The 11,831-nt window shown below is 72.0% G+C and carries 8 protein-coding genes; 4 read left to right on the top strand and 4 right to left on the bottom strand.

Going from position 1 to position 11,831, the window contains the following annotated elements:
• Positions 1 to 190 precede the first annotated feature (190 nt).
• Both WCD84_RS09430 and WCD84_RS09425 read left to right on the top strand, forming a co-directional pair.
• Positions 191 to 688, top strand: coding sequence for a hypothetical protein (locus WCD84_RS09430; RefSeq protein WP_343281196.1), 498 nt, complete (start codon positions 191 to 193; stop codon positions 686 to 688).
• A 139-nt stretch (positions 689 to 827) separates the two neighbouring features.
• Entirely contained in the window at positions 828 to 1,331 is a 504-nt protein-coding gene (locus WCD84_RS09425) for a hypothetical protein (protein WP_343281195.1), read from the top strand.
• Positions 1,332 to 1,431: 100 nt separating this feature from the next.
• Here the strand turns inward: WCD84_RS09425 and purL are convergent, their stop codons facing one another.
• From purL to xerD, 3 genes are all read right to left on the bottom strand, one after another.
• The gene (gene purL / locus WCD84_RS09420) at positions 1,432 to 5,463 is read right to left on the bottom strand and encodes a phosphoribosylformylglycinamidine synthase (RefSeq protein WP_343281194.1); all 4,032 of its coding nucleotides are present in this window, start codon (positions 5,461 to 5,463) and stop codon (positions 1,432 to 1,434) included.
• Positions 5,464 to 5,539: 76 nt separating this feature from the next.
• The gene (locus WCD84_RS09415) at positions 5,540 to 6,400 is read right to left on the bottom strand and encodes a DsbC family protein (RefSeq protein WP_343281193.1); all 861 of its coding nucleotides are present in this window, start codon (positions 6,398 to 6,400) and stop codon (positions 5,540 to 5,542) included.
• Positions 6,401 to 6,560: 160 nt separating this feature from the next.
• Positions 6,561 to 7,529 (bottom strand): site-specific tyrosine recombinase XerD, encoded by a 969-nt coding sequence (xerD, locus tag WCD84_RS09410; protein ID WP_343279071.1) that lies wholly within the window; start codon positions 7,527 to 7,529, stop codon positions 6,561 to 6,563.
• Between the two features lie 47 nt (positions 7,530 to 7,576).
• Here xerD and WCD84_RS09405 point away from each other — a divergent pair, with 47 nt between their 5' ends.
• A complete protein-coding gene (locus tag WCD84_RS09405; protein ID WP_343281192.1) occupies positions 7,577 to 8,089 on the top strand; it encodes an RDD family protein in 513 nt (170 codons plus the stop codon).
• 5 nt (positions 8,090 to 8,094) lie between these two features.
• Positions 8,095 to 8,784, top strand: coding sequence for a DsbA family oxidoreductase (locus WCD84_RS09400; RefSeq protein WP_343254329.1), 690 nt, complete (start codon positions 8,095 to 8,097; stop codon positions 8,782 to 8,784).
• Positions 8,785 to 8,836: 52 nt separating this feature from the next.
• On the opposite strand, the gene WCD84_RS09395 is transcribed toward WCD84_RS09400, so the two are convergent.
• Positions 8,837 to 11,587 carry a DUF2339 domain-containing protein gene (locus WCD84_RS09395; protein WP_343281191.1) on the bottom strand — a complete coding sequence of 917 codons (2,751 nt, stop codon included), beginning with the start codon at positions 11,585 to 11,587 and terminating at the stop codon, positions 8,837 to 8,839.
• Positions 11,588 to 11,831 lie beyond the last annotated feature (244 nt).

Raw genomic sequence — 11,831 nt, 5'->3', positions numbered from 1 at the left:
CGCCAGCCAATCGTATATGGAGGGGCGGCCGCGCAGCCTCGGATACTAGCAAGTGATGCCTGGACAAATCGGTGCGCGGCGAACGCGGCGGCCGCCGCGAGCGGCTCCACGATGTCCGCAATCGCCTTCCTGCGTCGTTCATTGGAGATGCGTGCGTTGTGCACGCACCACCATCACAACGAGACACGACATGGCAAAAGCAGCGCTCATCCTCGCCCTCACGCTGGCCCTCCCCGCCGCGGCCAACGCCGGCACGCCCTCCGATTCGCGCGTGACCCTGGCTGCAGGCGCGTGCCAGACCGCGCTCCCGGTCTTTGATGGCGTGGTACGCAAGCGCCCGTTGGCGGTGCAGAACGAAGGCACCAGCATCACGTTTGTCACCTGCGGCCTGGAAGGGAGGTTCAACGCGGAGCAGGCCACCACCCGTGTGTTCATCGGCTTCGTCAACAATTCCAGCAGCCAGGCCACGGTGAACTGCACCCTCGTCGACGGCCGCGACAGCATTTCGGATCCGGTCTACATGCCGAAAACGGTGCTGCTGGGCGCCAACACGCCGATGACGGAAGCGGCGTGGACGAGCGTCGACAACGAGGGCGACAACTTCATCTACCCGGCGATCAGCTGCTCGCTGCCCCCGGGCACCGGCATCAAGGCGGTGGGCCAAAGGTTCGTGACCGCGACGCCCTGATAGCGTGGCCCGGCCGTCGTCGCTGGTCAGGCCGGCGGCGGCGTCGGCGCCGAGATCGGGCTGCAGGCCCGGCGCATCGAAGTGCAGCGCGGTGTCGCGCTCGGCATCGGCGCAGTCGGGGTTGTCGCGCAATCACATGTTGAAAAATGTCACCCTGGCCGCTCTGGCCACGCTCGTAGCGACGACTGCGGGCACCGCATCCGCCGACACCATCGACCGCAGCCGGGTGGTGATGGCGGCTGCGGCCTGCCAGAGTGCGTTGCCGGTGTTCGACGGGGTCGTGCGCAAGCGTCCGTTGGCTGTGCAGAACGAAGGCGACACGAGAACGTTCATCACCTGCGGTCTCGAAGGGGTGGGGCTTGCTGCGCCCCACTTTTCGTCCCTCAGGGTGACCCTGATCAATAACTCCGCCGTCGCAGCGCCCGTCTCATGCACCCTTGTAGATGGCGACCGCTACTTGCTGTATCCAATTTATCTGACAAGGTCGGTGAGCATGCCCGCCAACATTGACCACGCAACCTTGACATGGTCGGCGAGCGAACGCGGCATTGACTTCGCTAATCCTGCTTTCAGCTGCAGCCTGCCCCCGGGTGTCGGCATCAAGACCGTGGAGCAGGACTACAAGGAAGACATCGGCAACTGATCAGAAACGGCCGCGCCACCGCGCAGGCAGTCATGCGATTGCGACGAGCCTGTTGTGCGCGAGTTCCCCCTGCACACAACACGCCCGATTGCCCTGGCTCTCAGCCCACGGAAACCCGCGCGTTCCGGAACATCCTGAGCCAGGGCGAGGCCTCCGGCCAACCGGCCGGCGCCCAGCTGAAGTTGGCCGTGGCCAGGGTGCGCTCCGGGTGCGGCATCAGCAGCGTCACCCGTCCGTCGTCGCTGGTCAGGCCGGCGATGGCGGAATCCGAGCCGTTGGGATTGGCGGGATAGGCCGTTGCCGGGCGACCGTCGCCGTCGACATAGCGCAGCGCCACGCGGGCAGCGGCGCGGGCGGTTTCGTCGCTGAATTCCGCCCGGCCCTCGCCGTGCGACACCACCACCGGGATCCGCGAGCCGGCCATGCCGCGCAGGAACAGCGAGGGCGATTCCACCACCTCCAGCATCGACAGGCGGGCTTCGAACTGCTCGCTCAGGTTGCGCTGGAAGCCGGGCCAGTGGGCGGCGCCGGGCACGATCTCCTTGAGCTGCGACAGCATCTGGCAGCCGTTGCACACGCCCAGCGCGAAGCTGTCGCCACGGGCGAAAAAGCGCGTGAACATCTCGCGCAGCATGTCGCGCTCGAGGATCGAGGTCGCCCAGCCGCGGCCGGCGCCCAGCACGTCGCCGTAGCTGAAGCCGCCGCAGGCAGCGAGGCCGGCGAAACCGTCCAGCCGCGCGCGGCCTTCGATGAGGTCGCTCATGTGCACGTCGACGGCCTCGAAGCCGGCCAGCGTGAACGCTGCGCCCATCTCCACCTGGCCGTTGACGCCCTGCTCGCGCAGGATCGCGACCCGCGGCGCCGCACCGCTGGCGACATAGGGCGCGGCGATGTCCTCGCCGGGGTCGAAGCCGAGATCGGGCTGCAGGCCCGGCGCGTCGAAGCGCAGCGCGGTGTCGCGCTCGGCATCGGCGCAGTCGGGATTGTCGCGCTGGCGCTGCATGGCGTGGCTGACCGACCACCATGCAGCCATCAGGTCCTGCCAGGCCCACTCCGCCATCACCTCGCCGTCGTCGAGCACGCGCACCGAAGAGGCGGTGGTGGGACGGGCGATGCGCTGCGCGCATTCGACCAGGCCGTGGCGCTCGATGAGATCGACGAACTCGACGCGGTCGCCGGCGGCGATCTGCACCACCGCGCCCAGCTCTTCGTTGAACAGGGTGCGGAACACGTTCTCGGTGCGGTCCTCGCCCCAGGTGTCGAGGTCGATGTCCATGCCGACGCGCGAGCAGAACGCCATTTCGCACAGGGTGGCGAAGACGCCGCCGTCGGAACGGTCGTGGTAGGCCAGCAGCAGGCCGGCCTCGCGTGCGTCGCGGATCAGCTCGAAGAACGCCCGCAGGCGCTGCGCATCGTCGAGATCCGGGCAGGCGCCGCCAAAGGCGCCGTGCACCTGCGACAGGATCGAGCCGCCCAGGCGCTGCTTGCCGGCGCCCAGGCCGATCAGCCAGAGCTCGGTGCCCGGCTCGCGCGCAAGCAGCGGCGTGAGCTGGGCGCGCACGTCGGCCACCGGCGCGAAGGCGGTGACCACCAGCGAGACCGGCGACACCGAGGCCCGCGCGGTGCCGTCGGCCTGCCACTGCGCCTGCATCGACAGCGAATCCTTGCCGACCGGGATCGACAGCTCGATCTCCGGGCACAGCTCCATGCCGACCGCGTGCACGGCGTCGAACAGGCGCGCGTCCTCGCCGGGGTGGCCGGCGGCGGCCATCCAGTTGGCGGACAGCTTGGTGCGCGCAAGCGATTCCACCGGCGCCGCGCAGAGGTTGGTGATCGCCTCTCCCACCGCCATGCGCGCGCTGGCGGCGGCGTCGATCAGGGCCAGCGGGCTGCGTTCGCCGATCGCCATCGCTTCGCCGGACTGGCCGTGGAAGCCGGCCAGGGTGATGGCGCAGTCGGCCACCGGCAGCTGCCACGGCCCGACCATCTGGTCGCGCGCGGTCAGGCCGCCTACGCTGCGGTCGCCGATGGTGACCAGGAACTGCTTGGCGGCCACCGTCGGATGCGCGAGCACGCGCAGGCCGGCTTCGTGCAGGGCCTCGCCCGGGCGGCCGGCGGCGGCCAGGGCGACGGCGTTGAGCTGGGGCCAGCGGTGCGGCGTGGTGCGCGCGGTATCGCGGTGCATCTTCGGCGGCTTGCCGAAGATCAGGTCCATCGGCAGGTCGATCGGCAGCACGCCGCTCGACAGCAGGGGTCGCGTGGCGACATCGCCTGCGCCCTGCCCCGGGCCCTCGATAGCCGCAGCGGCCGTCACGGTTTCGAGGTGCTCCGTCGCGGACGGCGTCGGCAGCACGTCGTAACCGACCACCAGCCGCTCCTCGGCGGTGGCGTAGCCCACCACCGCAAACGGGCAGCGCTCGCGCCTGCAGAGTGCCGCGAATTCCTCGACGCGCTCCGGCGCGATGCCGAGCACGTAGCGCTCCTGTGACTCGTTGCACCACAGCTGCATCGGCGACAGCGATGGATCGTCGCTGGGCACGCGGCCAAGGTCGACCACCCCACCCACGCCGGAGTCGTGCAGCAGCTCCGGGATCGCGTTGGACAGGCCGCCGGCGCCGACGTCGTGGCACCACTTGATCGGATTGCCGGCTTCGCCCAGCGCCGTGCAGCGGTCAAGGACCTCCTGGCAGCGGCGCTCCATTTCCGGGTTGTCGCGCTGGACGCTGGCGAAGTCGAGCGCTTCGGCGCTTTCGCCCGAGGCCACCGAGCTTGCCGCACCGCCGCCCAGGCCGATCAGCATCGCCGGGCCGCCCAGCACCACCACCGCGTCGCCCGGCGACAGCCGGAGCTTCGTGACCTGGTCGCGATCGATCGCGCCAAGGCCACCGGCAAGCATGATCGGCTTGTCGTAGGCACGCACCAGGCGCTCGCTCTCGGCGAGTTCGAAGCTGCGGAAATAACCGGTCAGGCTCGGCCGGCCGAACTCGTTGTTGAACGCCGCCGCGCCCAGCGGGCCCTCGGTCATGATCTCCAGCGCCGGCGCCATGCGCGGGTTCAGCGCGCGCGGCGCCTCCCAGGGCTGCGGCAGCGAAGGAATGCGCAGGTGCGAGACGCTGAAGCCGACCAGGCCGGCCTTGGGCTTGCCGCCGCGGCCGGTGGCGCCCTCGTCGCGGATCTCGCCGCCGGCGCCGGTGGAGGCGCCCGCGAAGGGCGAGATCGCGGTCGGGTGGTTGTGGGTCTCGACCTTGATGCAGAACGCGCCGTCGCGCTCGGGCCCGGCGCGGTACACGGCACTTTCCGGGTCGGGCTGGAAGCGCCGTGCCGGATAGCCTTCGACCACCGCGGCGTTGTCGCTGTAGGCCGAAAGCGTGTGTTCCGGGGTCTGCGCGTGGGTGTGGCGGATCATCCCGAACAGCGACTGCGGACTGCTGGCGGCCCCGCCCCGGGCCAGCATGTCCTCGCCGTCGATGGTCCACGAGGCGTTGAAGATCTTGTGCCGGCAGTGCTCGGAATTGGCCTGCGCGAACATCATCAGTTCGACGTCGTGCGGGTCGCGGCCCAGCGCGCCGTAGCGCTCGCGCAGGTAGGCGATCTCGTCGTCGGCCAGCGCCAGGCCCAGGCGCTGGTTGGCGGCTTCCAGGCCGGCCAGCGGGATCACTTCGACGGCGCCGCGCGGCGGCACGGTGAACAGCGCCCCGGCGTCCCCGTGCGAGGCCAGCAGCGACTGGGTCATCGGGTCGTGCAACGCCTGTGCCAGCACGGCGGCGACGGCGGGATCGGCCGGCCAGCCGACGATGTCCAGCCGGGTTCCGCGCTCCACGCGCGCTACCGGCAGGCGGGCCCCGCGCAGCAGCTCGGCGGCCTTGCTCGCCCACGGCGACAGCGTGCCCAGGCGCGGCGAGACATAGCGCGTGGTGGCGCCCGGCTCCACCGGCGCAGCGGCGTCGGAGGCCTTGAGGATGCGGTGCAGGGCCGGCCGGTCGATCACTGCGCCGGCGTCGGCGTCGGCAAGCACCCAGTACACATGCCAGGCGCCGCTGATGCGGATGCCGGGATCGATGGACTGCAGGCGGGCCTGGAGGCGTTCGCGCCGGAACGGCGGCAGCGCGGGAGCGCCTTCGAGGACGATCATGACCGGATTGGACCGTGATGGAACGGGCCGGCCATTGTAGCGAAGCCGCGGCGCTGCCGGCGCGCGGCCAGGCGGCTCAGCGGCTGCCGGCGACGCCCGGGGCGGCCGACTCCGGGGCGGCGGCGGGCACCGTGGCGCCGGCGTCCGCGGCCAGCCGGTCCAGCGCGGCGCGAAGATCCGCCGGCGGCATGTAGCCCGGCATCTGCGTGCCGTCGGCGGTGACGATCATCGGCGTACCGGTCAGGCCCACGCGGCGGCCGATGTCGTAATGCCTGGCGACCGGGTTGGTGCAGTCGCTCGCGGGCACCTTGCGGCCCTGCTTGGCGGCCGACAGCGCCGCGCGGCGGTCGGCCGCGCACCACACCGACACCATCTTGCCGAAGTCCTCGCTGGCGGGTCCCATGCGCGGGAAGGCCAGGTATTCGATGGCGATGCCGAGGCGGTTGTATTCCTCGATATCCTCATGGAGCTTCTGGCAGTAGCCGCACTCGACGTCGGTGAACACGCTGACCGTGTACTCGGGATTGGCCGGCGCGAACACGATGCGCTCCGAAGCCGGGATCGTCGCCAGCAGCTCGCGGCGCACCTCGGCCATGCCGGCCTGGCTCAGGTCCTTCTTTTCGCGGACGTCGAACAGCGCGCCCTGCAGCAGGTAGCGGCCGTCGTCGCTGATGTAGACCATCTGCCCGCCGACCACCGCTTCGCGGAAGCCCGGCAGCGGCGCGGCGCCGACGTGGTCGACCTCGATCCGCGGATTGATCGACTGCAGCGCCTGGATCGCGCGCTCCTCGGCCGACCCGGCCGCGGCGCTGGCCAGGCCCTGGCCGCCGGCCGTGGCCGCGCCCGGCGACACTTCGCCTGCCGGGGCATCGCCGGGCGACTGGGCGCAGGCGGTGAGGCTGGCGGCACACAGGAGGAGGGGCAGCAAGGACTTCATTCGCGGTCTCGACTCGACGGTGCCGCCCGGGGTCCGGCGGCTGGCCGGTCATTCTCGCACGCGTCCCGGCGCGGATGGCCCGGCGGCGGCTTCGCGTTGCGCCGGCTTTCAGGCAGGCCGACAGGCCCGCGTCGGCACCGGGCGGCGGGCTTCGCGGGCCTCAGGCGCGCGGATGGTGCTTCGCGTGCAGCCGCTTGAGCTGCTCGCGCGCGACCAGGGTGTAGATCTGGGTGGTGGACAGCGAACTGTGGCCCAGCAGCATCTGCAGCGAGCGCAGGTCGGCGCCGTGGTTGAGCAGATGGGTGGCGAAGCTGTGGCGCAGGCCGTGCGGGCTCACGCGCGCCGGGTCGATGCCGGCGGCGGCCGCGTGGCGCTTCACCGTGGCCCAGAACGCCTGGCGGCTGGGCGGCGCCAGGCGGCGGCCGATGAACAGGGGTGCCTCGCCGCTGTCGTCCACCGGGATCGCGCGGCCGCCGGCCAGCACCGGGCGCGCATCGGCCAGGTAGCGCTCCAGCCAGTGCCGCGCCTCCTCGCCCAGGGGCACGACCCGGTCCCTGCCGCCCTTGCCCGACACCCGCAGCACGCCCTGGCGCAGGTTGACGCCGTTGGCCGCGATCCCCACCAATTCGCTCACCCGCAGGCCGCAGGCGTACATCAGCTCGAGCATCGCGCGGTCGCGCAGGCCGTCGGCACCGCCCACGTCCGGCGCGGCCAGCAGGCGGTCGATCTCACCCTCGGCCAGGGCCTTTGGCAGCAGCCGCGGCAGCTTCGGCGGCTCCAGCAGCGCGGTGGGATCGTCCGCGCGCAGGCCCTGGCGCAGGCGCCAGCGATAGAAGGCGCGAAGCGCCGAAAGCAGGCGTGCGTTGCTTCGCGGCGACCAGCCGCCATGGCTGCGCCACGCCAGGTAGTCGAAGAGATCGCCGCGGCCGGCATCGGCGATGTCGCCGCGGTCGCGCCAGCGCGCGAAGCCGCCAAGGTCGCGGCGATAGCTGTCCAGGGTCTGCCGGGCGGCGCCGGATTCGGCCCACCAGGCATCGATGAAGGCATCGATGGCGCGCGCATCCGCATCGCGCAGCGGCGGCAGCCGCATCGCGCGCGTTCGGCGCTCGGCGGGCGTGGACGCGGACATCGGCCCCAGCTTAGCGGTGCGCGGGCCGCGCCGGCTATCCTGTGGCGATGTCATCCGCTCCCCACGCCGACACCGTACCGCCGGACGGCGCCACCGGCGCCAGCCCCAGCGCCCGCCACGGCGCCTTCATCGGCCGGCGCCTGCTGTCGATGCTGTACGACCTGCTGCCGGTGCTGGCGCTGTGGTTCCTGCTCGGCTTCCTGTTCGCGCTGGGCTACACGCTGGCCGGGCATGCGCCACGCGAGAACATCGCGCCCTGGAGCCCGCTGCAGTGGCTGCTGTGGCTGTGCTGCTGGGTGGTCACCGGTGGCTATGCGACCGTGAGCTGGCGCCGCGGCGGGCAGACGCTGGGCATGCGGCCGTGGCGGCTGCGCATGGTCGCCGCCGACGGCGCCGTGCCCTCCTGGCAGCTGATGTGGCTGCGCTACGCCGTGGCCACGCTTTCGCTGGCGGCGGCCGGGCTCGGCTTCTGGTGGGCGTGGGTCGACCGCGACCGCCTGACCTGGCACGACCGCGTGGCCGGCACGCGCGTCGTCCACGAACGCAAACCGCAGAGGTGAACCCCATGCGCATCGACATCTGGTCCGACCTGGTCTGTCCCTGGTGCTGGATCGGCAAGCACCGCTTCCAGCGCGCGCTCGCGCTGCTTGGCGAAGACGCGCCCGCGGTCGAGGTGCACTGGCATCCCTACCTTCTGGATCCGGACGCCGACGCCACGCCGGTTCCGCTGCGCGATGCCTATGCCGCCAAGTTCGGCGGCGCGGAGCAGGCCGCGCAGATGCTTGCGCGTACCCAGGCCACCGCGCGTGAGGAGGGCCTGCCGATGGACTTCGACCGCGGCCAGGTGCGGGTCACCACCCTGCCCGCGCACCGCCTGATGTGGCTGGCGGCGCGCGAGGGCGATGCCGATGCGGTCGGCGAAGCGCTGTTTCACGCCCATTTTGCCGAAGGTCGCAACCTGGCCGATCCCGGGGTTCTGGTGGCGGCGGGATCCGCCGGCGGCCTCGACGCGGCCCGCGTGCGCGCGATGCTCGCGTCCGACGAAGGCGTGGCGGAGGTCCAGGCCGGACTCGGCCGCGCGCGGGCGATGGGCATCCGCGCAGTGCCGACCTTCGTCATCGATGGCGAACACGGCATCCAGGGCGCGCATCCTCCGGAAGCACTTGCGGAAGCGCTGCGGAAGCTGGCGCCGACGCCCGCCATCGGTAGCGGTGCCGACGGCGGCGCATGCGGCCCGGAAGGCTGCAAGGCCTGAGCGCCCGTCCCGCGGCGGAACCCACGACGCTGCGCGTCCCTGCCCGGGTTGCTCAGACGCTTGCCGAAGCCTCCGCCCCGGCAGCGTCCGGGTCGGCGCCTGCGCGCGGCGGCGCCGGCGCGAACCAGCCGACCAGCGTGCACAGCAGGCCGTAAGCCAGGAACGAGCCGATGCCCAGCAGGTTGCCCAGGTGCTGGCGATCGACCAGCACCAGCTTGGCCAGCACCAGCGCCATCAGCACCGCGCCCGCCAGCCACAGCGTGCGCTGGCCGCGCCGCGATCCCGCGATCCAGCCGCCGACCCCGAGCACGCTCCAGACCACGGTGAGCGCGGTCTGCGCCAGGCTGCTTGACCACAGCCCCTCGCCCCACGGCGCCCCGCCCCAGTGATGCACCGCGCGCAGGGTCACGCAGGTCGCCAGCACGAAGCCGGCCGCCGACACTACGGCGATCCGCCGCCGCGCGAACTCCACCGGTGCCAGCGCCGACCACAGCCAGCATGCGAACAGCCCCAGCGCCGCAAGCTGGGCGAGGTCCAGCGGATTGAGCAGCGGCAGCCAGGGCAGCGGCGCGCTGTCGCCGGCATCGCGCAGGGCGCGCAGCCAGCCCAGGCCCACCACCGCCAGGGACACGCCGAGCAGCGCGCCGCGCGATGCATCGAAACCCGCACCCAGCGGCTGCCGCAGCCAGCGCCAGCGGAACTGCAGCAGCGCGAGCAGGGCCAGCCACGGCAGCGCAGGCAGCGCCAGCTGCCAGCCGCCGCCCAAGGCCTGCGCACGCGCGCACTCACCCGCCGCCAGCGAAAGCACCAGCGGCCACAGCAGCCACCAGGCGAACTGCGCCCAGATTGCAAAGCGTCCGCCATCTCCACGCAGGCTCACCAGGCTCAGCACCCCGCAGGCGGCAAAGAGCAGCCAGGCCGCCGCGCCCCAGCCTGCAAGCGGTTGGCCACGGATCCCGAGCTGGGCGAATGCCAGCGGGGCCGCCAGCACGAACGCGCCGAGCACGGTCAGCGCCAGCGCCGCCGCCGGACGTCGCCGATGCACCAGCGCCGCCAGTACGGCGGTCACCGCCAATGCAGCCAGCAGCACGTCGGCGCTCAGCGCGTACGCGACATGCGCGCCCACCTCGTGCAGCACGTTGCCGCACCACCAGGCCAGGCCCCAGCAATAGAACGCCGCCGCGGCCGGTGATCGCCCGGCACCGCGATACCACCACGCACTGGCGAAGCCGGCCAGCGCCAGAAGCAGCGCACCGGTGAACACCGGATTGGCGAGCGCAGGCGCAGGCCGGGGCAGGTCGGCCACGCCGATGAAAAACGCCACTGCCGCTGCGATCTGGAGACCGGCACCGGTCCATTGCGGCAGCCCACGTTCCTGGCGCAGGCCCAGCCAGATCAGCGCCGCGCCTTCAATCGCGAACACCGCCGCCGTCGCACGTGCCGAGAGCGCCAGCGGCACCGCCAATGTGGCAAAGCCGGCTGCGAGCAGCACGTAGGATTCGCCGAGGAGCGGATGCGGGCCGCGCCGCTGCCACCACGCGAACGCCGCATAGATCGCCGCCAGCCCGAGCGCACACAGCGCCAAGGGCATGCGCTCGCCTTCAAGCAGCGCCGCCTGCAGGCTGAACGCCACCAGCGGCGTGCCGAACAGCATGCAGCCGTCGACCACGTCGCGCCGGCCCGGCGCACGCTTGCGCGCGTAGAGGATCGGCAGCAGCAGGTAGAAGGCGAAAAACAGCAGCAGGAACGGCTGCGTGCTGGCGTATTTGTCCGGGTCGTAGGCAAGCACGCCCCAGGCCACGCCGATGCCCCAGGTGAAGACCCAGCCCAGCAGGTTGAGTTCGCGCCACGGGCGCAGCCAGGCGATCGCGAAGATCGCGGCGTTGAGCAGCGCGTAGTACGAGAACAGCACCACGTGGTTGCCGCTGCCGGTGGACAGCCAGATCGGCGCCAGGAAGCCGGCCAGGATGCCGAGCACCGCCATCGTGCGCGACCCCTGCAGCACCGCCAGCACGCCCAGCGCTGCCACCAGCCCCACGCTGAGCGCGAACGCGGCGCCCGCCGGCAGCATTCCATGGAGCTTGAACGCGGCGAACACCACCAGCAGCAGCACGCCGATCGCACCGCCCTGCACCGCCAGCGCGAAGCTGCGGTGGCTTTCACGCTTGCGCCACGCGAACGCCAGCGCGGCCAGCGCCGCCAGCGCCACCGTCGCCAGGCGCATGCCGATGGGCAGCGTCAGCCAGCCCTGGTCGCTGGCGTACTTGAGCAGCGCCGCCACGCCGGCCAACAGCACCAGCACGCCGACCTTCACCGGCACGTTGCCCTCGGTGAACCAGCGCCTGGCCATCGTGGCCAGGCGATCCAGCGTGGCCGGAGACCCGGGCACGGGCCGTGCCGTTCCGGGAATCGGTTCGATGCGCGGCGGCGGCCGCGGCGGCAGCGCGGCGCCTGTGGGCGCGGCTGGCAGCTTCGGCGTCTCGATGGTGGCCGGCGCGGCGGACGCCCTCGACGCCGCAACAGCCGTCGGCTCAGTGGTCGATCGCGCAGCGGCGGCATGGGCCAGGGTCGACCCGGGCAGCGGCGGCTCCGCCGATCTGGCGGCTGCTGCGGGCGCGCCAGCCGCGGCCCCGCTCCGTGCCGACGCGCGTTGCGCAGCCAGCTCCGTCCATTCCGCCGCGCGCAGTCGCCCCAACTCGCCTTCCAGTTCGTCGACGCGCCGCTTCAGGTTGCCGAGCGCCACAAGCACCACGACCAGCAGCACGGGCACCGCCAATACGGCGAGCGCCAACAGCATGAGCATCGATTCCATTCCCCGGACCCCGCCTCCGCCGCATCCGCGGCCGCCGCTGGAACCTTAACCGACGCGAGCCCCGAAAAAGGAAGGTTCTCACTGGATCGAGGGGACTCTCGGCTGGTTGCTCCGGGAGGGTGAGCGCTGCCCGCCGTGGAGGCAGGGGGGATGCCCAGCCGGAATATGCGCATCCTGCTCCCAGTTCCGGCCGCCGGCCATCCATGGCCGGCTCTGGGCATCCCCCCTGCCTCCA

This window comes from Luteimonas changyuni, assembly GCF_039548395.1.
In the GTDB taxonomy this organism is placed as follows: domain Bacteria; phylum Pseudomonadota; class Gammaproteobacteria; order Xanthomonadales; family Xanthomonadaceae; genus Luteimonas.
This window is presented reverse-complemented; position numbering and strand designations above follow the sequence as displayed.

Excerpts from the sequence above, each read along its gene's own strand:
- WCD84_RS09430 (WP_343281196.1), top strand. The coding sequence starts at position 191 with ATGGCAAAAGCAGCGCTCATCCTCGCCCTCACGCTGGCCCTCCCCGCC.
- purL (WP_343281194.1), bottom strand. The coding sequence starts at position 5,463 with ATGATCGTCCTCGAAGGCGCTCCCGCGCTGCCGCCGTTCCGGCGCGAA.
- WCD84_RS09415 (WP_343281193.1), bottom strand. The coding sequence starts at position 6,400 with ATGAAGTCCTTGCTGCCCCTCCTCCTGTGTGCCGCCAGCCTCACCGCC.
- xerD (WP_343279071.1), bottom strand. The coding sequence starts at position 7,529 with ATGTCCGCGTCCACGCCCGCCGAGCGCCGAACGCGCGCGATGCGGCTG.
- WCD84_RS09405 (WP_343281192.1), top strand. The coding sequence starts at position 7,577 with ATGTCATCCGCTCCCCACGCCGACACCGTACCGCCGGACGGCGCCACC.
- WCD84_RS09400 (WP_343254329.1), top strand. The coding sequence starts at position 8,095 with ATGCGCATCGACATCTGGTCCGACCTGGTCTGTCCCTGGTGCTGGATC.
- WCD84_RS09395 (WP_343281191.1), bottom strand. The coding sequence starts at position 11,587 with ATGCTCATGCTGTTGGCGCTCGCCGTATTGGCGGTGCCCGTGCTGCTG.